At 70.7% G+C, this 20,706-nt stretch carries 16 protein-coding genes; 2 read left to right on the top strand and 14 right to left on the bottom strand.

Annotation, left to right across the window (positions count from 1 at the left end):
- Window positions 1-49: 49 nt before the first annotated feature.
- From KCH48_RS39540 to KCH48_RS39480, 14 genes are all read right to left on the bottom strand, one after another.
- Entirely contained in the window at window positions 50-1,318 is a 1,269-nt protein-coding gene (locus KCH48_RS39540) for an SCO3242 family prenyltransferase (protein ID WP_307841073.1), read from the bottom strand.
- Window positions 1,315-2,640 carry an inositol-3-phosphate synthase gene (locus KCH48_RS39535; RefSeq protein WP_210582464.1) on the bottom strand — a complete coding sequence of 442 codons (1,326 nt, stop codon included), beginning with the start codon at window positions 2,638-2,640 and terminating at the stop codon, window positions 1,315-1,317. The genes KCH48_RS39540 and KCH48_RS39535 overlap by 4 nt, the downstream gene beginning before the upstream one ends.
- A gap of 169 nt (window positions 2,641-2,809) precedes the next feature.
- On the bottom strand, window positions 2,810-4,183 hold the full coding sequence (locus tag KCH48_RS39530; RefSeq protein ID WP_210582463.1) for a ThuA domain-containing protein: 1,374 nt from the start codon (window positions 4,181-4,183) through the stop codon (window positions 2,810-2,812).
- A gap of 11 nt (window positions 4,184-4,194) precedes the next feature.
- Window positions 4,195-6,684: a PQQ-dependent sugar dehydrogenase gene (locus KCH48_RS39525; RefSeq protein WP_210582462.1), complete on the bottom strand. Its 2,490-nt coding sequence runs from the start codon at window positions 6,682-6,684 to the stop codon at window positions 4,195-4,197.
- 80 nt (window positions 6,685-6,764) lie between these two features.
- Window positions 6,765-7,763: a sugar phosphate isomerase/epimerase gene (locus KCH48_RS39520; RefSeq protein WP_210582461.1), complete on the bottom strand. Its 999-nt coding sequence runs from the start codon at window positions 7,761-7,763 to the stop codon at window positions 6,765-6,767.
- 14 nt (window positions 7,764-7,777) lie between these two features.
- Window positions 7,778-9,004: a Gfo/Idh/MocA family protein gene (locus KCH48_RS39515; protein WP_210582460.1), complete on the bottom strand. Its 1,227-nt coding sequence runs from the start codon at window positions 9,002-9,004 to the stop codon at window positions 7,778-7,780.
- Between the two features lie 254 nt (window positions 9,005-9,258).
- Complete coding sequence (locus tag KCH48_RS39510) at window positions 9,259-10,299, bottom strand: substrate-binding domain-containing protein (RefSeq protein ID WP_210582459.1); 1,041 nt, start codon at window positions 10,297-10,299, stop codon at window positions 9,259-9,261.
- 17 nt (window positions 10,300-10,316) lie between these two features.
- Complete coding sequence (locus KCH48_RS39505; RefSeq protein ID WP_210582458.1) at window positions 10,317-11,336, bottom strand: ABC transporter permease; 1,020 nt, start codon at window positions 11,334-11,336, stop codon at window positions 10,317-10,319.
- On the bottom strand, window positions 11,333-12,850 hold the full coding sequence (locus KCH48_RS39500; RefSeq protein ID WP_210582457.1) for a sugar ABC transporter ATP-binding protein: 1,518 nt from the start codon (window positions 12,848-12,850) through the stop codon (window positions 11,333-11,335). The genes KCH48_RS39505 and KCH48_RS39500 overlap by 4 nt, the downstream gene beginning before the upstream one ends.
- A gap of 113 nt (window positions 12,851-12,963) precedes the next feature.
- Entirely contained in the window at window positions 12,964-14,145 is a 1,182-nt protein-coding gene (locus tag KCH48_RS39495) for an ROK family protein (protein WP_210582456.1), read from the bottom strand.
- A 179-nt stretch (window positions 14,146-14,324) separates the two neighbouring features.
- Window positions 14,325-15,002 carry a GntR family transcriptional regulator gene (locus KCH48_RS39490; RefSeq protein ID WP_210582455.1) on the bottom strand — a complete coding sequence of 226 codons (678 nt, stop codon included), beginning with the start codon at window positions 15,000-15,002 and terminating at the stop codon, window positions 14,325-14,327.
- Between the two features lie 83 nt (window positions 15,003-15,085).
- The gene (locus tag KCH48_RS39485; RefSeq protein ID WP_210582454.1) at window positions 15,086-16,024 is read right to left on the bottom strand and encodes a beta-ketoacyl-ACP synthase III; all 939 of its coding nucleotides are present in this window, start codon (window positions 16,022-16,024) and stop codon (window positions 15,086-15,088) included.
- Between the two features lie 147 nt (window positions 16,025-16,171).
- Window positions 16,172-16,306 (bottom strand): hypothetical protein, encoded by a 135-nt coding sequence (locus KCH48_RS43060; protein WP_282615244.1) that lies wholly within the window; start codon window positions 16,304-16,306, stop codon window positions 16,172-16,174.
- Entirely contained in the window at window positions 16,275-17,612 is a 1,338-nt protein-coding gene (locus KCH48_RS39480) for an OFA family MFS transporter (RefSeq protein ID WP_210582453.1), read from the bottom strand. The genes KCH48_RS43060 and KCH48_RS39480 overlap by 32 nt, the downstream gene beginning before the upstream one ends.
- A 192-nt stretch (window positions 17,613-17,804) precedes the next feature.
- Between KCH48_RS39480 and KCH48_RS39475 the strand changes: the two genes are divergently transcribed.
- Together KCH48_RS39475 and KCH48_RS39470 are read left to right on the top strand one after the other, a co-directional pair.
- Complete coding sequence (locus KCH48_RS39475) at window positions 17,805-18,776, top strand: 2-dehydropantoate 2-reductase (protein ID WP_210582452.1); 972 nt, start codon at window positions 17,805-17,807, stop codon at window positions 18,774-18,776.
- Complete coding sequence (locus KCH48_RS39470) at window positions 18,773-20,701, top strand: molybdopterin oxidoreductase family protein (RefSeq protein ID WP_210582451.1); 1,929 nt, start codon at window positions 18,773-18,775, stop codon at window positions 20,699-20,701. Before KCH48_RS39475 ends, KCH48_RS39470 begins: the two co-directional genes overlap by 4 nt.
- Window positions 20,702-20,706: the final 5 nt, after the last annotated feature.

The following is a 20,706-nucleotide window of genomic DNA, read 5'->3' as shown; positions in this document are numbered from 1 at the left end:
CGGACGTCGGCGATGACCTGGTGGGGGTCGCCGTGGACCTCGAAGGCGATCATGGCGCCGCCGCGGGGGGGGGAGGGGGTGCGGGGCACGCGCGGGTCGGGGGCGGGGCGGGGGGGGCGGTTGGGGGGGGGTTCGTCGGGGGGTGGCGGCGGGGGACGGCGCGTGGGGTGAGTGGGGGTGACGGGTTGAGCGTGGCGTGGAAGTAGGGGCGGGCCGCGGTTGCCGCGTAGACCGGGGGGGGGGCTGGGGGAAGGGGGGTCGGGGTGGCCGGGGGTGGCATGGCGGGGCTCGGATTGGCGGCGGGGCTCGGCATGGCGGCCGGGTTCGGGGGGGCCAGGGGCCGCTTGGCGGGGCTCGGCTTGGCGGCGGGGGTAGTCGTGGCCGGCAGGCCTAGGTCAGCTGCGGTCACTTGGTCAGATGAGGGCCGCCGGAACGGGGTGCGGCTGGTGCCGGCTGGGGATTCCGTCGACGGGTCCGCGGAGGCGTGCCTCGTGCTCGGGCGGGTCAGCAGCCGTGACAGCACCGCGGTCGTGGCCAGCGCCGCCAAGGGGGCCAGGGGTGAACCGCCCCGCGTTTCCTGGCGGGAGACGGTCGTGACCGCGAGGGTGTGTGCGCCGAGGACGGCGGCGGACGGGAGGGCCGCGCGGGTGCGGCCGGCGGTCGCCGCGGCGCCGAGGAGGACGTCCAGGCCGCGGGCCAGGCCCATGGCGGGCGGGCCCGCGGGGGTGTGCTTCGCGGCGAGGTCGTAGGCCCAGACGGTCGCCGCGAGAGGCACCGCGACCGCGAGGGCGGGGCGGCCGGCGCGGGCGGCCAGGGCGAGCCCTCCCGCGGTGAAGGCGCAGGCTGCCGTGAGGGCCGCGGTGGGGTGGATGCGGCCGGAGGGCAGGGGGCGGTGCGGGCGTTCCACGGCGTCCTCGTCCCTGTCCGCCCAGTCGTTGAGAGCCATGCCGGCCTCGTACAGAAGGAGGGAGGATCCGATGGCGAGCAGAGTGCGGCGGTTGGGGTGCACCCCGGTCGCGGCGGCGCCTGCCAGGGCATCGCCGGGCACCGTGAACAGGGCCGGGATCCGCAGGAGTTCGGCCCAGGCGCGCGCCCGGCTCGGGGCGGCAGTACGGGCGGGGACCTGGCGCAGGGTCGGGGTCAGGTCGATTGCGGCACCAACGCGGTGCGCGGCCTCACCGGTACCGGTGTCGTCCCGGCCCACCGCCTCGACACCACCGGCATCGACACGGCCCGAACCACCCGCCCGAGCAGCTCGATCCCCCATCCCCCCGTCACCCACGACACGCAGCCAAGCCCCGTCACGGTCCCCACTCACCGCTCCTCCTCGACCCCGGCCACCGAACCGTCCTTCGGCTCCCCGGCTGTCGCGACCACCGAGCCGTCCTGCAGCTCTCCCGTGGCCGCAGCCGTCGAGCCGTCCTGCAACTCCCCCGCAGCCGCAGCCGCAGTCCCTGAACCGTCCCCTGCATCCCCGGGAGCCCCCGCCCCCGAACCGTCGCCCAACTCCCCCAGAGCCCCCGCCCCCTTCAGCCGCCCCCCGAACTCCCGCAGCACCGCGTACTGCTCACCCAGAGCCGAAGGCCCCTCCCCCACCGGGTCCTTGAAGAAGAAGCCGAGTTCTGACAGCGGGCCGGACAGGCCCGTCTCGTGGGCGCGGGTGACCAGTCGGGCGAGGTCGAGCACGAGGGGTGCCGCGAGGGCCGAGTCGCAGCCCTGCCAGATGGTCTGGAGGATCATCCGTGTGCCGAGGAAGCCGTCGAAGGCGATGTGGTCCCAGGCGGTCTTCCAGTCGCCGAGGGCGGGGACGTCGTCGATGTGGACCTCGCCCTCGGGGACGGTGCCGAGGGTGTCCGCCAGCACCCGTTCCTTGCCGGCGTTCTTCGCCGCCGCGGCGCCGGGATCCGCGAGCGCGGCACCGTCACCGCCGCCCAGCAGGTTCGTGCCGGACCAGGCCCGGACGGCGAGGGCGCGCTGCGCGAACATCGGGCCCAGCGCGGAACGCAGCAGCGTCTGGCCGGTCTTGCCGTCACGGCCCGCGTACGGCAGACCGCTCGACTCGGCCAGGGCGGCGAGCGAGGGGTGGTGCAGGCCGGTCGACGGGGTGAAGTTGACGTACGGGCAGCCCGCGCGGAGGGCAGCCGCCGCGTACAGGGAACTCGGCGGGAGGGAGGCGCCGGTGGCCGGGGGTTCCGTGGAGGCCACGTTCACCACCACCGCGCGCTCCAGTCCACACCGTCGTACGAAGTCCTGGATGTCCGCGGCGAAGGCGGCGATCAGGTCCTCCTCGTCCCGGGTGTCGCCGGGAGCCGGGCCGCCGGACCTGATCTCCCGGTCCGCCGCGGTCAGTTCGGAGGCGATCGCCGCGGGGAGGCCGGGTGGAAGGACGCCGCCCGCCGCGAGGGTCTCGGCGCGTTTCGGCAGGGGGCAGTCGACCGTGTCGTGGCCGCCGAAGACGAGGGAGGACAGGGGTGGCAGACCGCAGTCCGTGAAGTCGGGGGTCTCGGTGACCATTCCGGTGGGCGGATGCAGGCCCGCCGTGACGGCGGCGCACCCCGCGACGACGGTCGTGGCCACGGAGCCGCGGGCTCCGATCAGCCATACCCCCACACGAGGCGGTCGAGAAAGGGACGCGGACATGGGCAGCCTCCTTGTCGTACGCGAACGCCGGGCGCGAACTCCGTACCCGAACACCGGGCGCGAACTCCATGCCCGAACTCCATACCCGAACACCGGTCACGAGCCTCGTCCGGGAACGCACAAGTGGGAGACGGCGGGCGGGAGTCCGGCGTCCCCCGCCCGCCGTCGTTCAGTTGCCCGGAGCGGTCGAGGTCTTCGACCCCTTCGCGGGCAGTTCCTTGATCCGGATGTCGCGGAAGGACACCTGGTCGTCGGCTCCGTGGTTCTGGATGCCGACATGTCCGTCGCGCAGGCTCCGGGCCGGATCGGTGTTGGTGAAGTCGTTGATCTGGACGCCGTTGAGCCACACGCGCAGGCGTTCGCCCACCACGCGGATCTCGTACGTGTTCCACTCCCCCGGCGGGTTCAGCGCACGGTCGCGCGCGGCCAGGTCGGCGGACCGGAAGCCGTAGACGGACCCGGTCGTCTTCTCCGGTACGTCCGTGGCGTCGATCTGGATCTCATAGCCGTTGTCGACAGCCGACCACGGGTCGTCCGAGGGCGGAAATCCCACGAATACACCGGAGTTGTCGTCTCCGTCCACCTTCCAGTCGAGCTTCAGTGAGTAGGAGCCGTAGCCCTTGGAGGCATACCAGAGCATGCCGAGGCCGCCGGTCGTCGTGAGCGTGCCGTCGTCGTTCAGGTCGAACGAGCCCGGGCCCGCCTGCTTCCAGTCGGCCAGTGAGGCGGCCGTGCCGTCGAAGATCGGGCGGTAGCCGTTCTCCGGGCGGCAGTCGGCCTGGGCGTCGCCGGCGGTCCAGCGCAGCCCGCCCAACAGGTGCTGCCGGAAGGCCGGTTCGGCGAAGGACTCCTTGGTGTGACCGCCGCCCGTGTAGAAGGAGCGTCCGCCCTGGTACTGCTGGCACCAGGCGATCGGGTGGTCGCCCTCCATCGTGCCGCCCGTGTACGAGGACTCGTCCAGCGAGGCGAGGACATGAGCCCGATCCCGGGGGTTGGAGCGGTAGTTGTACCACTCGTCCGTCCGGTCCCAGGCGGTGTTCAGACCCGCGGTCGCGGGGTGCGCGTGGTCCTCGACGTGCACCGTCGCGCGCTGGATCGCCGGGTGCGACTCGAAATACGCGCCGGCGATACCGCCATAGAACGCCCAGTCGTACTCGGTGTCGGCGGCGGCGTGGACGCCCATATAGCCGCCGCCCTGCCGGATGTAGCCCTCGAAGGCGCGCTGTTGCTTGCCGTTCAGGACGTCGCCGGTCGTCGAGAGGAAGACCACGGCGTCGTAGCGCCGCAGGTTCGACGGGGTGAAGGCGCCCGCGTTCTCGGTCGCGTCGACGGTGTAGCCGCTCGACGCGCCGAGTTCCTTGAGGGCTGCCACGCCCTCGGGGATGGAGTCATGGCGGAAGCCCGCGGTCTTGGAGAAGACCAGCACCCGCCCGGCGTCCGCGTCGGGGTCTGCGTCGGGGTCCGACGCGGCCGGCCCCGAGACGCAGCCGAGGACCAGTGCCGCGCCCACAACCGCGGTCGCCATTCGGCTGGTTGATCGCATCACGTCTCCTCTCAGCCCGTGGTGAAGGTGAAGTCGTCCACCTCGTACAGGGCGCCGGTGCCACTGCCCTTGAAGACCAGGTAGAGCGTGGTCGTCCCGCGTGGTGCGCCCTTCAGGGACGTACTGACGTCCTGGTAGGTCTCCCAGCCGCCCGTCACCGGAACGGTCGCGGTGCCGAGGACGCGTCCCTTGGGCGAGCCCGCGCGGATCTCGAGCTTGCCGCCCGCACCCTCGGAGGCGACCCGTGCCGTGAGCTTCTTGGCGTTGCTCAGGACGTAGGGCTCGAAGGAGATCCAGTCGCCGTTGTTGATGTCGCCGACGGTCTCGCCGCCATGGGCCGTGGCACGCGTCTGCACCTTGGCTCCCGAGGCCTTGCCGAAGTGCTCGGCCTGGCGGTGCTTGGGCTGGACGACGGACTGGTCGTGGGTGGTCAGCGCCTCCTGGCCGCCGCCACCGCCGTCGGTGTACTCCGCGTCGAAGACGCCGAAGATGTTCGCGTCCTCGTCATGGCCGCCGTCGGCGCTGGTCTGGATGGTGCCGGTGCAGCCGTTCGCCGAGGTCACCGGGTGACCGTGGCTGTCGTGGCCGAGGACGAAGGTGACCTTGACCTTGGCGCAGTCGATGGTCCCGTCCTCCGGGTCGGTGACCTTCACCTTGAACGGCACGGCCTCCCCGAAGCTGAACAGCTGCCCGTCACGCGGCAGTTCCAGAGTCACCGTCGGCGCCGTGTTGCCCACCACGATCTGTACGCTCGCGCTGCCGCTCCGGCCGCTCGCGTCCTTGGCGGTCAGCGTCGCCGTGTAGGTCCCGTTCTTCGTGTACTTGTGCGTGGGGTTCGCCGACGTCGACTTGGCGCCGTCGCCGAAGTCCCAGCTGTACGTGAGGGCGTCACCGTCGGCGTCACTGGAGCCGGCGGAGGAGAACTTCACCTTCAGCGGCGCCTGACCGGACGTCACGGAAGCGGACGCCTGCGCCACCGGGGAGTGGCCATCGGTCGCGTTCTCGATGCGGTACAGGGCTGAGTGCTCGTCGCCGCCGAACCAGGAGACGCCGTAGTCGAGGACGTACAGCGCGCCGTCCGGGCCGAACTCCATGTCCATGATCTGGGTGCCGGACCACGGGATGTCGTTGATCGCCTGCACTGTGCCGTCGGCGTCCGAGGTGATGCGCTTGATCCAGCGGCGGCCGAACTCGCCCGCGAAGAAGTCACCGTCGTACGCCTCCGGGAACTTGACCGGAGAGTCGAGGTCGGGGTCGTAGTGGTAGACCGGGCCGCCCATCGGGGACTCGGAGCCGTCACCGAACTCCGGGACGGACGGACCGTCGTACGGGATCCAGGCGGCCTGGGCCGGGGGAAGGTCGGTCAGGCCGGTGTTGTTCGGGGAGGTGTTCTTGGGGGCGGCGCAGTCGAATGCCGCACCCGAAGCGCCGGTCGCGAAGTCGTAGTCCACGTAGGCGTCGTTGTCGCCGGTGCAGTACGGCCAGCCGAAGTTGCCGGGCTTTGTGATGCGGGCGAACTCGACCTGGCCCGCGGGTCCACGGGCGGGGTCGGCGGCTCCCGCGTCGGGGCCGTACTCGCCCACGTACAGAATCCCCGTCTCCTTGTCGACGCTGAAGCGGAACGGGTTGCGCAGGCCCATCGCGTAGATCTCGGGGCGCGTCTTGTCCGTGCCGGGCGCGAAGAGGTTGCCGTCGGGGATGGCGTAGGAGCCGTCGGCGTTGACCTTGATGCGGAGGATCTTGCCGCGCAGGTCGTTGGTGTTGCCGGCCGTGCGCTGGGCGTCGAAGGCCGGGTTGCGGTTGGCGCGCTCGTCGATGGGGGTGAAGCCGTCCGACTGGAACGGGTTGGAGTCGTCACCGGTCGACAGGTACAGGTTCCCCGCCGCGTCGAAGTCGATGTCGCCGCCGACGTGGCAGCAGATGCCGCGCGTGGCCGGGACGTCGAGGATCTTCTGCTCGCTGGCGGTGTCGAGGGTGCCGTCCGTCTTCAGCACGAAGCGGGAGAGGCGGTTGACGCCGTCGAAGGGGGCGAAGTCGGCGGCGGTGCCGGTCTCGGGGGCGTCGCCCGCCGGGGTGTTCATCGGGGGCGCGTAGTAGAGGTAGACGAACCGGTTGTCGGCGAATCCCGGGTCCACGCCTACGCCTTGGAGGCCTTCTTCGTCGTGCGAGTAGACGTCGAGCTTGCCGGCGAGCTTGGTGGTGCCCGTCGCGTCGGTGAGCCGGAGTTCGCCGTCGCGGGAGGTGTGCAGGACCGAGCGGTCCGGGAGGACGGCGAGCGATATGGGCTCGCCGACCTCCGGCTCGCCCTTGGCGAGCGTGACCTGCTGGAAGTCCTCGGCGGCCACCGAGGGTCCGGCGCTGGCGGGGGGCGCTGCGAGGGTGAGGGACGCGCCTGCCAGCAGCGTCCCGCTGAGCAGGGCGACCGCCTTGCGGAAGGACAGGCGGCGTCGTCTGTGGGTCTCGTTTCTGGCGGTGCTGGCGGTGCGGTCGTTCGCGTGCACGGGTGCCTCCAGAATGGGGCTGGTTGTCCATGCGGGTGCCTTGCGCCGGGGTGCGCCGTCACCCCGGAGAAGTGAACTGCTCAGTTGCCGAAGGCCGCGTCGAAGGAGGCCGACGGCGGCTCGAAGTCGTAGGCCTTGAGGCGGGTCAGGGCCTCGGGTGCGCCCTGCAGCCGGTCCATGCCGGCGTCCTCCCACTCCACGGAGATGGGGCCCTGGTAGTCGATGGAGCGCAGCATGCGGAAGACGTCCTCCCAGGGGACGTCGCCGTGGCCCGCCGACACGAAGTCCCAGCCGCGGCGCGGGTCGCCCCAGGGCAGATGCGAGCCGAGGCGGCCGTTGCGGCCGTCGAGCCGCTTGCGGGCTTCCTTGCAGTCGACGTGGTAGATGCGGTCGCGGAAGTCCCAGAGGAAGCCGACCGGGTCGAGGTCCTGCCACACGAAGTGGGAGGGGTCGAAGTTCAGGCCGAAGGCCGGCCGGTGGTCAACTGCCGCCAGCGCGCGGTGAGTTGTCCAGTAGTCGTAGGCGATCTCGCTCGGGTGGACTTCGTGGGCGAACCGCACGCCCTCCGCGTCGAAGACGTCGAGGATCGGGTTCCAGCGGTCGGCGAAGTCCTGGTAGCCCCGGTCAATCATCGACTCGGGGGCGGGCGGGAACATCGCGACCAGATGCCAGATCGCGGAGCCGGTGAAGCCGATGACGGTGTCGACACCGAAGGCGGACGCCGCACGCGCGGTGTCCTTCATACGGTCCGCGGCCCGCCGCCGCACCCCCTCCGGGTCTCCGTCGGCCCAGATCTCGCCCGGCAGGATCGCCTGGTGGCGCTCGTCGATGATGGCGTCGCAGACGGCCTGGCCGACGAGGTGGTTGGAGATCGCCCAGCATTTGAGGCCGTACTTGTCCAGCAGCGCGTGCCGGGACTGGAGGTACGACGGGTCCGCGAGGGCCTTGTCGACCTCGAAGTGGTCGCCCCAGCAGGCGAGTTCGAGCCCGTCGTAACCGAAGTCTCGGGCGAGGCCACAGACCTCTTCGAGGGGGAGGTCGGCCCACTGGCCGGTGAAGAGCGTGAAGTTCCGCGGCATGGAGCAATGCCTCCTCAGACGGCGATGGGTGTGTAGACGGAGTTCTTCTCGGCGCTCTCCTCGACCGCTGCCAGGACGCGCTGCACCTGGAGGCCGTCCGCGAAGGACGGTTCCGGCGGGCGGCTCTCGGCGATGGCGTGGACGAGGTCGCGGGCCTGGTGGACGAAGGTGTGCTCGTAGCCGAGGCCGTGGCCGGGCGGCCACCAGGCCTCCAGGTAGGGGTGGTCGGGTTCGGTGACGAGGATGCGGCGGAAGCCGGCGTGCGTGCCGGGCTCCGTACCGTCGTGGTACTCCAGCTCGTTGAGGCGCTCCAGGTCGAAGGCCAACGAGCCGCGCTCGCCGTTGAGTTCGATGCGCAGGGCGTTCTTGCGGCCGGTGGCGTACCGGGTCGCCTCGAAGGAGGCGAGGGCGCCGGAGGGGAAGCGGCCGGTGAACAGGGCGGCGTCGTCGACGGTGACCGGGCCGGTGCCCTCGGCCGACACCGCGGACAGGCCCTTCACGGCCCCGCCCGGCAGCGGGCGTTCCCGCACGAACGTCTCCGTGAGCGCGGACACCCCGGCCAGCTGCTCCCCCGTCAGATACTGCGCGAGGTCGACGATGTGGGCACCCAGGTCGCCGAGGGAGCCCGAGCCGGCCAGCTCCTTGCGCAGCCGCCAGGTCAGCGGGAACTCCGGGTCTACGAGCCAGTCCTGAAGGTACGTCACCCTGACGTGGCGCAGGTTGCCGAGCTTGCCGTCGGCGACCATCCGCCGGGCGAGCGCCGTGGCGGGTACCCGGCGGTAGTTGAAGCCGACCATCGCCAACTGGCCACGGCCCGCCGCCTCCTGAGCAGCCGCCGTCATGGCTTCCGCTTCCTCGACGGTGTTCGCGAGGGGCTTCTCGCACAGGACGTGCTTGCCGGCGGCCAGCGCGGCGAGGGCGATCTCGGCATGACTGTCGCCGGGGGTGCAGATGTCGACGAGGTCGATGTCGTCCCGTGCGATCAGGGCCCGCCAGTCGGTCTCGGCCGACGCCCAGCCGTGCCGGTCGGCCGCCGCGCGTACGGCGGCCGCGTCCCGTCCGCAGATCGCGGTCAGCGCCGGGCGCAGGGGAAGATCGAAGACACGGCCCGCGGTCCGCCAGCCCTGGGAATGGGCGGCGCCCATGAAGGCGTAACCGACCATGCCGACACGCAGCGGCGGCTTGTCGGGCTCGGCTCCCCCGGCTCCCTCTGCTCCCTCGGGCGGGTTCGGCTGTCCCATGGAGTGGTCCTCCTCGTCGTCGTGGCGCGGTGGGGGGTGTCAAGGGGTGTCTTGTGGATCCGGCCGGGGTCGCGGGGCCTGGCACGCACATCGGCAGCGTTGTCGTCGGTCGCCGACTCCCCCACGCTCGAATGCGCTCGCGCGCCCCCGCTCGACTCGGCCAGAACGCACCTCTCTTGAAGCCGGCCTGATCCATCAGACACCCCCTGGGTCCGGCCCGGTGCGCGGGCCGGACCCGGGTGCGCGGGGCGCGCTTACTTGAAGCCGGTGGACATGTACTGGTCGATGTTGGTCTTGTCGACGACGGCCGAGTACAAGGTCAGCGAGGCCGGGATCTCGAACTCGGCGAGGCCGCCGACGCCCTTGCCCTGGCCGAGCGCGCGGGCGAGGTCGATCGCGGACGCGGCCATGGTCGGCGGGTAGAGGACGGTCGCCTTCAGCACGCCGTCGTCCTGCTTGATGGCCTGGAAGGCGGAGAGCGCGCCTGCCCCGCCGACCATCAGGAAGTCGTCCCGTCCGGCCTGCTCGATGGCGCGCAGGGCGCCCACGCCCTGGTCGTCGTCGTGGTTCCACAGGGCGTCGAACTTCGGCTGGGCCTGCAGGAGCTGGGCCATCTTGGCCTGCCCGGACTCCACCGTGAACTCGGCCGCCTGACGGGCCACCTTCTTGACGTTGGGGTAGTTCTTCAGCGCGTCGTCGAAGCCCTGCGTGCGCTGCTGGGTCAGCTCCAGGTTGTCCAGGCCGGCCAGCTCGATGACGCGGGCGCCCGACTTCCCCTTGAGCTTCTCGCCGATGTAGTGGCCGGCGTTGAGGCCCATGCCGTAGTTGTCGCCGCCGATCCAGCAGCGGTACGCCTGCGGGGTGTTGAAGATCCGGTCGAGGTTGACGACGGGAATGTTCGCGCGCATCGCCTGCAACCCGACCTGAGTGAGCGCCTTGCCGTCGGCGGGCAGGATCACCAGGACGTCGACCTTCTTGTTGATCAGGGTCTCGATCTGGCCGATCTGCTGGGCGGTGTCGTTGGAGCCCTCGGTGATCTCCAGGGTGACATCGGAGTACTTCTTCGCCCGGTTCTTGGCGTTGTCGTTGATCGCGTTGAGCCAGCCGTGGTCGGCCTGCGGGCCGGCGAAGCCGATGGTGACGGGCTTGCCGGGCTTGTCTTCGGCGGCCGGCTGGTCGTTCGCGGCCGGCTCGTCGTTGCTCGACTCGTTACTCGTGCAACCTGCGAGGAGGGCTCCGGTGGATACGGCGGCGGCCCCGAAGAGCAGCCCTCTGCGACTGGTGAGATGTGACATATCACTGAACCCTTTCCTCAAGTCGTGCTCGCTGTACGGCGCTGGACCAGCACGGCGGCGACGATGATCGCGCCCTTGGCGATCTGCTGGACGTCGCTCTGCAGGTTGTTCAGGGCGAAGATGTTGGTGATCGTGGTGAAGATCAGAACGCCGAGCACCGAGCCGACGATGGTGCCGCGGCCCCCGCTCAGCAGCGTGCCGCCGATGATCGCGGCCGCGATGGCGTCGAGCTCGTACAGGTTGCCGTTGGTGTTCTGGCCCGAGCCGGCCAGGACGATCAGCAGGAAGGCGGCGATGCCGCAGCACAGTCCGGACAGCAGGTAGAGGTACAGCCGCTGGCGGCGTACGTCGATGCCGGCGAGCCGGGCGGCCTCCGCGTTGCCGCCGACTGCGACGGTGCGGCGGCCGAAGGTGGTGCGGTTCAGAATCAGCCAGCCGATGATCGTGACGACGGCGAAGACCATCACGAGCGGCGGGATGCCGAGGATGTACGCGTCGCGCTCGCCGAGGTCCAGGACGGACGGCACCGTGACGATCTGGGTCTTGCCGTCGGTGATCTGGAGGGCGAGCCCGCGCGCCGAGGCCAGCATGGCGAGGGTGGCGATGAACGGGACCATCCCGCCGTACGCGATGAGCAGGCCGTTGACCAGACCGCAGCCCACTCCGACGATCACCGCCGTGAACAGGATACCCGCGAAGCCGTACTCCTGGGTGGCGACGGTGGTCGCCCAGACCGAGGCGAGAGCGACGATCGCGCCGACGGAGAGATCGATGCCGCCGGAGACGATGACGAAGGTCATCCCGACCGTGACGACGCCGATCACCGAGCCCTGGGTGAGGACGAGTTGGAGGTTGCGGGTGTCGAGGAACTCGTCGGGCTTGGTGATACCGCCGATCAGGATCAGCGCGGCGAGTACGCCGAGCAGGGAGAGCGTGCGGACGTCGGGGCGGACCAATATCCCTCGCCAGGCGGGGGGTTCGCCCACCGGGACCGTCTTGTCGGTGCCGCCCCGGGGCGGGGAGACGTGCTGCGTCATGACGCCGGACTTCCTTCCATGACGAGGTCGAGTACACGGTGTTCGTCGAGTTCACGGGCGGGCGCCTCGTGTACGACACGCCCCTCGCGCAACACCAGGACGCGGTCGGCGAGGCCCAGCACCTCGGGCACCTCGCTGGAGACCAGCAGCACGCCGAGTCCTTCGTCGGCGAGACGGCGGATCACCGCGTACAGCTCGGCCCGGGCGCCGACGTCGACGCCCCGGGTCGGTTCGTCGAGCAGCAGCACCCGGCAGCCGCGCAGCAGCCAGCGGGCGAGGACCGCTTTCTGCTGGTTGCCGCCGGACAGGGTGCGCACCGGCACCGAGGGGTTGTCGGGGCGCAGCGACAGCTCGCGTGTGGCGGCCCGCGCCGCCTTCAGCTCGGCGCCGTGGTCCATCCAGCCGCCGCGCGAGAAGCGGGACATGGAGGAGACCGACACATTGCGGGTGACGGACTCCAGCATCAGCAGCGCCTGCGCCTTGCGCTCCTCGGGCGCCAGGCCGAGCCCGGCGCGGACGGCGGCCCGCACACTGCCGGGCCTGAGCGCCCGCCCGTCGACGCGGACCTGACCGGAGGTGGGTTTGCGGGCGCCGTAGATCGTCTCCAGGATCTCGGAGCGGCCGGAGCCGACCAGACCCGCCAGACCGACGATCTCTCCGGGGTACACGGTCAGGTCGAGGCGCTCGAACTCGCCTTCCCTGGCCAGCCCTTGCACCTCCAGCAGCGGACTCCCGGAAGCATCTTGCGCAGGCCGGTCGGGGAAGACGTACTCGACGTTCCGCCCGGTCATCAGCGCCACGACGTCGCGTGTCGGCGTGGACTTCGCGGGCAGCCCGACCGCCACCGCCCGCCCGTCCTTCAGCACGGTCACCCGGTCGCCGATGCGGCGGATCTCCTCCAGACGGTGCGAGATGTAGACGACGGCCACCCCGTCGGCGGTCAGGTCCCCCACGATCCGGAAGAGGTTGTCGACCTCGTCGGGGTCGAGCGCCGCGGACGGCTCGTCCATCACGATGAGCCGTACGTCGTGGGAGAGCGCCCGCGCCATCGACACGATCTGCTGCTGGGCCGCCGACAACTCCCCGACCAGCCGCGCCGGATCGATCTCCGGGTGCCCGAGCCGCCGTAGCAGCGCGGCCGTCGACTCACGTGCGGTCTTGCGTCGTACGACGAAACCGGCGGCCGTGGGTTCATGGCCGAGGTGGACGTTCTCGGCCACCGACAGGTGCTCCACCAGGTCGAGTTCCTGGTAGATGGTGGCGATGCCGAGGCGCATGGCGGCGATGGGCGAGCGGAGCGTGACCGGTTCGCCGCGCCAGTGGATCGTGCCGGTGTCCGGCTGGTGAGCGCCGGCCAGGACCTTGATCAGCGTGGACTTCCCGGCTCCGTTCTGGCCGAGGAGGCAGTGCACTTCACCGGCCTGGACGTCGAGGTCGACGCCGTCCAGGGCCCGGACTCCGGGGAACGACTTGGTGATGCCGGACATGCTGAGCAGCGGAGATTCTGGTGCCATGTGGCTTCCCCTTGGCGGGCGTGCGGGCCGGTTGCAGGGCGCGTGCGGGCATGCGTGTTCAGGGCAGGGCAAATCAGGGGCGCTGTGCTTGAGGTGCCTGTCGAAGGTGCTGCTTACGCGGGTGAGAACAGGTGGTCGCTGATGAGCCGGGCCGCGCCGATGACTCCGGCGGTGGGGCCCAACTCCCCTAGAACGATGGGCAGGTTGCCGGTCGCCAGAGGCAGCGACTGGCGGTAGACCTGGGTGCGGAGCGCGGCGAGCAGGGTGTGGCCGAGGCCGGTCACTCCACCGCCGATCACCAACAGGCCGGGGTTGAAGAAGGAGACGAGTCCGGCGATGACCTGGCCGACGCGGTTGCCGCCCTCACGGATCAGGTCGAGGGAGGTGGCGTCACCCGCGGCAGCCGCGGCGGCGACGTCCGCGGCGGTCAGGGTGCCGTTCGCCTCGAGGCGCGCGGCGAGTTCCGCCGAACGGCCCTGCTGGGCCGCCTCGATGGCGTCCCGGGCCAGCGCGGCGCCGCTGAAGTGGGCTTCCAGGCAGCCCCGGTTGCCGCAGGCGCAGGGTCGGCCGTCGGGCACGGCCTGGATGTGCCCGATGTCGCCCGCGCTGCCGGTCGTACCTCGGTAGACGGTGCCGCCGACGACGATGCCGCAGCCGATACCGGTACCGATCTTGACGCAGAGGAAGTCGGCCACGGTCCGGGCGACGCCGGCGTGCTGCTCCCCCATCGCCATCAGGTTCACGTCGTTGTCGACCATGACCGGGCAGCCGAGTTCCTGACTGAGCGCCTCCCGTACCGGGAAGCCGTCCCAGCCCGGCATGATCGGCGGAGCCACCGGCACACCCTCGGGGTAGCGGACCGGCCCCGGGACGCCGATACCGGCGCCGTCGAAGCCCTCCGCGAGCCCCGTGGCCCTCAACTTCGCGGCCATGGCGAGTACTTGCTCGAAGACCGCGACCGGGCCCTCGCGTACGTCCATGGGCTGGTTGAGATGGCCGAGGATCTCCAGCTCGGCGTTGGTGACCGCGACGTCGACCGAGGTCGCGCCGATGTCGACGCCGAGGAAACGCAGTCCCGGGTTCAGGCGGACGTTGTGGGAGCGACGGCCGCCGCGCGAGGCGGCGAGTCCGTCGGCCACGACGAGGCCGGTCTCCAGGAGCCGGTCCACCTCCACGGCCAGCTTCGACCGTGACAGATCGACCTGATCACCCAGCTGGGCCCGTGAGTTGGGACCGCCGTCCCTGAGCAGCAGGAGCAGACGGGCCTGATGGGCGTTCGCGGGTCGTGCCGTCATGCGTCTCACGAGCCCCTCCCCGCCTCACTCGGCCACCAGTTGCCGGGCTTTCGAGTGGAACGTAGCAGCGGTCGGCGGCCCTGGGAAGAATCCGTGCAGAGATTGCTGCCGACTTTCTCCACTCACAGGACAAAGGTCGGCGTGAGAAGTCCCTGTCGGAGCGAACGGCAGCTACCGGCTCAGGACTTCGCCCGTGCGTGATACGACCGCCGCGTGTGCTCGGTGTGGTCCCGCATCAGCTGGGTGGCACGCTCCTCGTCCCGCTCCGAGATCGCGGCGATCAGCTCGCGGTGCTCGATCCAGGACTGCCGGCCGCGCTGGCGGGCGATCGGCGTGTAGTACCAGCGGACGCGGCGGTCGACCTGGGCGGCGAGTTCGGCGAGGACCGCGTTGCCGGCCAGCTCCATGACCTTGGCGTGGAAGCGGGCGTTCATGGCGACGGCGCCGTCCACGTCGTCGGCGGCGACGGCCTTCTCGCCCTCCGCACACAGCTCTTCCAGCGTGGTGATGCCGGCGCTGCCCGCGTTGGCGGCGGCGAGCCGGGCGGCCTCGGCCTCCAGGAGCGTCCGGACCGTGAGGAGCTGGTCGGCCTCCTCCTCGGTCGGCTCGTGCACGAACGCGCCCTGCGCGGGCCGCAGATCGACCCAGCCCTCGGTGTTCAGGCGCTGCAGCGCCTCCCGCACCGGCTGACGCGACACGCCGAGATGGCCTGCGAGTTCGCTCTCGACCAGATGCTGGCCGGGCTGGAGGGCGCGGGTGGTGATGAGTTCGAGCAGTGCCTCATAGACGCGGTCGCGCAGCGGTCCGGGTCGTTCGAGCTTGGGTACGGCCCCCTGCGGCAGTCCTGTCGACAACATCGCGGTCCCCCTCCTCGGCCTGAATTGTCTTTCGTCTACAGTCTACGGCGCACCGACGCCAGGGGAACGCGGAGTTGCCCTCGTCACGGGCACCGGACGACCTGTCCGGCGTACGAGAGATTGCCGCCGAAGCCGAACAGCAGGACCGGGTCGCCGGTGGTGATCGCGCCCTGTTCGACGAGCTTGGACAGGGCGAGGGGGATGCTGGCGGCGGAGGTGTTGCCGGACTCGGCGACATCGCGGGCGACGACCGCGTTGACCGCGCCGATCTTCTCGGCGAGCGGCTCGATGATGCGCAGGTTGGCCTGGTGGAGGACGACCCCGGCGAGATCCTCGGGCGCGAGCCCGGCCTTCTCGCAGGCCTTGCGGGCGATCGGCGGCAGCTGTGTGGTGGCCCAGCGGTAGACGCTCTGCCCCTCCTGCGCGAACCGCGACGGGGTGCCCTCGATCCGTACGGCGTGCCCCATCTCCGGCACCGAGCCCCACAGCACCGGCCCTATCCCGGGCTCGTCCGCGGCCTCGACGACGGCGGCCCCCGCCCCGTCGCCGACGAGGACGCAGGTGGTCCGGTCGGTCCAGTCGGCGACGTCGGACATCTTGTCGGCGCCGACGACCAGGGCGCGTACGGCCGCTCCCGCCCTTACGGCGTGGTCCGCCGTGGCCAGCGCGTGGGTGAAGCCCGCGCAGACGACGTTGATGTCCATGGCGGCGGGCGACGGGATGCCGAGCCGGGCCGCGACCCGGGCGGCCATGTTCGGGGAGCGGTCGACGGCCGTGGACGTGGCGACCAGCACCAGGTCGATGTCGGCGGGCGTCAGGCCCGCCGCCGCGAGCGCCTTGGCGGCGGCGTGCGCGGCCAGCTCGTCCACCGGCTCGTCGGGCCCGGCGATGTGGCGCGTCCGGATGCCCACCCGGCTCGTGATCCACTCGTCGCTGGTGTCGACCAAGCCCGCCAGGTCCTCGTTGGTGAGTACCCTGGCGGGCTGGTAATGGCCGACGGCGGCGATCCTCGAGCCGTTCATGGGTGGTCCCCCTCGGTGCTTCGGTTACGGGATCCACCAGTCTGATCAGTGACTCACCGGTACGACGGCAGGTGAAGCCACAGGAAACGGTCGCACCCGTTGTCGGCTTCCGTCAGGTTCCCGGATGTCCGAACACTTCCCGGACAGTCACCCGGTGAACAGCTGCGTCGCCTTCCGCACGAGTTCGTACAGCCCGTAGGCGAGCGGCGCCCCCACCCACACCCAGGCGAAGGCGATCAGCGGGCGCCGGTCAGGCGGACTCTGGCTGCTGTCGTTCGACATCGACGGCCTCCTGACTGATGGGTTCGGGGATGTGATGGCGGGGGTGGACGGGCCGGACGAGTTCGTTGGCGATGAAGCCGACGACGAGCAGCCCGATCATGATGACGAAGGACGTCCCGTACAGGGACGAGCCGTGTTTGCCGGCCTCCTCCTGCCGGTCGGCGATCCAGTTCACGATCAGCGGCCCGAGCACGCCGGCCAGCGACCAGGCGGTCAGCAGCCGCCCGTGGATGGCGCCGACCTGGTACGCGCCGAAGAGGTCCTTCAGATAGGCGGGGATGGTCGCGAAGCCGCCGCCGTAGAAGGAGAGGATCACCAGCGCGCTCAGGATGAACAGCGGCTTGGAGGAGTCGCCGAACAGCGCGAGGGACGCGTACATCAGCGCGCCGACGCCCAGATAGACGCGGTAGATGTTCCTGCGTCCGATCAGGTCGGAGGTGGACGACCAGCCGATGCGGCCCGCCATGTTGGCCGCCGACAGCAGCGCCACGAAGCCCGCGGCGGCCGTCGCCGAGACCGGCGTCGAGGTGTCCGCGAAGAAGTCCGTGATCATCGGGGCGGCCTTCTCCAGGATGCCGATGCCCGCGGTCACGTTCATGCAGAGCACCACCCACAGACACCAGAACTGCGGGGTGCGGATGGCGCTGTTGGCGGAGACCTGCGGCCCCTGGAAGGCGCTCGGCGCACCCTCGACCGGCTTCTCGCTGCGCGGCACCCGCACCAGCAGCACGCCCAGCAGCATGAACACGGCATACGACAGTCCGTGCACCAGGAACGCCAGCGCGATCCCGGAGCTGTCGCTGCCGAACGACTCCAGCATCTGCGCCGACCATGGCGAGGCGATCAGCGCGCCGCCGCCGAAGCCCATGATGGCGATGCCGGTGGCCATGCCGGGCCGGTCGGGGAACCACTTGATCAGTGTCGACACGGGTGAGATGTAGCCGATACCGAGGCCGATCCCGCCGACGAAGCCATAGCCGAAGACGATCAGCCAGTACTGCTCGGTCGCCGCGCCCAGCGCGGAGAGCAGGAAGCCGGACGAGAAGCACACCAGCGCCACGGTCATCGCCCAGCGCGGTCCGTTGCGCTCCACGAGCGTGCCGCCGAACGCGGCCGACAGACCGAGCATCACGATGCCGAGCTGGAAGGGCAGCGCGCTCTGGGTGCCGCTGAGGCCGAGCGCGGATTCGAGCGGCGGCTTGAACACGCTCCAGGCGTAGGCCTGGCCGATGGAGAGATGGACCGAGAGCGCGGCTGGGGGAACGAGCCAGCGGCTCCAGCCCGCGGGGGCGACGGGTGGACTCATGATCCCGAACGGTAAGAAGAAGACGGGTAGTTGAAAAGCGGCCCGTCGACCGTATGCGGTGAGCGGTATCCAGGGCGCGATGAACGGTCTTGCGCGAACCCTTGCTGGCCCAACTTCCATACTGTAGACAATATTCCGTCGACAGAGTTTCGGCAGTTCCTCGGTACCCTCGACCGAACGGAGCTCCCCCGTATGAAAGTCGCAGTCCTCGGCGCCGGTGCGATCGGCGCCTATGTCGGTGCCGCGCTCCACCGCGCGGGCGCCGACGTGCACCTCGTCGCCCGTGGACCGCATCTCGCGGCCATGAGGCGGCACGGGGTGCGGGTGCTCAGTCCGCGCGGCGACTTCACCGCCCGCGCCCACGCCACCGACGACCCGGCCGAGATCGGCCCGGCCGACTTCGTCTTCCTGGGCCTGAAGGCCAACTCGTACGCGGCGTGCGGGCCGCTGATCGAGCCTCTGCTGCACGACACCACGGCGGTCGTCGCCGCCCAGAACGGCATCCCCTGGTGGTACTTCCACCGGCACGGCGGCCCCCACGACGGCCACCGCGTCGAGAGCGTGGACCCGGACGGCGCGGTCAGTGCGGTGCTCGCGCCCGAACGGGCCGTCGGCTGCGTCGTGTACGCGGCCACAGAACTGGCGGAACCAGGAGTCGTACGACATCTCGAAGGCACCCGGTTCTCCATCGGCGAGCCCGACCGCAGCGTGTCCAGGCGGTGCCTCGCGCTCAGCGAGGCCATGCACGCCGGCGGGCTCAAGTGCCCAGTGGAGCCGGATCTGCGCAACGACATCTGGCTCAAGCTGCTCGGCAACATCTCCTTCAACCCGATCAGCGCGCTGGCCCGCGCCACCATGCGGCAGATGTGCCTGCACGGCGGCACCCGCAAGGTCATCGAGATCATGATGACCGAGACGCTGTCCGTCGCCGAGGCCCTCGGCTGCGAGGTCGGCGTCTCCATCGAGCGCCGTCTCGCCGGCGCCGAGCGCGTGGGCGACCACCGCACCTCCACGCTCCAGGACCTGGAGCGCGGCAAGCCGCTCGAACTCGACGTACTGCTCGCCGCGGTCGTCGAGCTGGCGGAGATCACCGGCGTCCAGGTGCCCACCCTGCGCACCGTGCACGCCATCTCGGACCTGCTCGCGCTGAGGAGCGCCGCATGAAAAGCACGAGGAAGCGCGAACCGAAGACCTACACCCGGCTCACCCACCCCCTGGTACGGGATTCCCGCAACGAGCCTTTCCGCCGGGCGAGTTGGGACGAGGCACTGGACCGTGCGGCCCGCGGTCTGCAAGCCGCCCACGGCGCGTTCGGCATGTTCTCCTGCGCCCGCGCGACCAACGAAATGAACTACGTGGCCCAGAAGTTCGCCCGCGTCGTCATGGGCACCAACAACGTCGACTCCTGCAACCGCACCTGCCACGCCCCGAGCGTCGCGGGCCTGTCGGCCGCCTTCGGCTCCGGCGGCGGGACGTCGTCGTACGAGGAGATCGAGCACACCGACGTCATCGTGATGTGGGGCTCCAACGCCCGCTTCGCGCACCCGATCTTCTTCCAGCACGTACTGAAGGGGATCCGGGGCGGCGCCCGGATGTACGCCGTCGACCCACGCCGTACGTCGACGGCCGAGTGGGCGGAGAGCTGGCTCGGCCTGAACGTCGGCACCGACATCCCGATGGCGCACGCGATCGGCCGCGAGATCATCCACGCGGGGCTGGCCAACGAGGCGTTCATCGAGCGGGCGACGAGCGGCTTCGAGGAGTACCGGAAGCTGGTCGAGCCGTGGACGCTGTCGCTCGCCGAGAAGGTGACAGGCGTACCGGCCGTCGCCATACGGGAGCTGGCGCACGCCTACGCCCGCGCCGAGCGCGCCCAGCTGTGCTGGACCCTGGGCATCACCGAGCACCACAACGGCACGGACAACGTCCGGGCGCTGATCAACCTGTCGCTGCTGACGGGCCATGTGGGCCGCTACGGCAGCGGGTTGCAGCCCCTGCGCGGCCAGAACAACGTCCAGGGCGGCGGCGACATGGGCGCCATCCCCAACCGCCTCCCCGGCTTCCAGGACATCCTCGACGCGGACACCCGGCTGAAATTCGAGTCGGCCTGGGACACCGTCATCCAGCCGCACTACGGCATGAACCTCACCGAGATGTTCGAGGCGATGGAGGAGGGCACGCTCAAGGCCGTCTACTGCATCGGCGAGAACCCGGCGCAGTCGGAGGCGGACAGCGAGCAGGCGGTACGGCGTATGCAGGCGCTCGACTTCCTGGTCGTGCAGGACATCTTCCTGACGAAGACGGCCGAGCTGGCGGACGTGGTGCTGCCCGCGACCGCCGGGTGGGCCGAGACCGACGGCACAACCACCAACAGCGAGCGCCGGGTTCAGCGCGTCCGGCGTGCGGTCACGCCGCCCGGTGAGGCCCGCGAGGACATCGACATCATCTGCGAGCTGGCGGCACGCCTCGGCCACGACTGGAAGTACGCCGACTCCGAGGCCGTCTGGAACGAGCTGAGGTCGGTGTCGCCGGACCACTACGGGATGACGTACGAACGCCTGGCGGAACATCAGGGCATCCAGTGGCCGTGCCCGAGCACCGAGCAGCTCGAACCGACGTATCTGCACGGCCGGTTGTGGGAGGCCGACCCGGCGAAGCGGGGCATGCCGGCGCCGTTCGGGCTGGTCCAGCACGATCCGCCGGTCGACCTCACCGACGACCGGTTCCCGATCCGGCTCACGACCGGGCGGCGGCTCGACTCCTACAACACCGGTGTGCAGAGCGGGAGTTTCGCCTCCCCGCTGCGGCGCGGGGAGTACATCGAGCTGTGCCCGGAGGACGCCGAGCGGTACGGGGTCGTGGTCGGCGAGGAGGTCCAGGTGACCTCGCGGCGCGGGGCGGTGGTCGCGCCGGTGTGGGTCGATCCGGCGCTCCGGCCCGGTCTGGCGTTCATGACCATGCACTTTCCCGACGAGGTGGACACCAACCAGCTGACGATCGAGGCGAACTGCCCGATCGCGGGGACGGCGGAGTTCAAGGCGTCGGCGATCCGGATCGAGAAGCTCCCCGTCGCGACCATCGTGAGGTGACGTAA

The sequence above is a fragment of the Streptomyces sp. GESEQ-4 genome (genome assembly GCF_017948455.1).
Taxonomy (GTDB): Bacteria; Actinomycetota; Actinomycetes; order Streptomycetales; family Streptomycetaceae; genus Streptomyces.
This window is presented reverse-complemented; position numbering and strand designations above follow the sequence as displayed.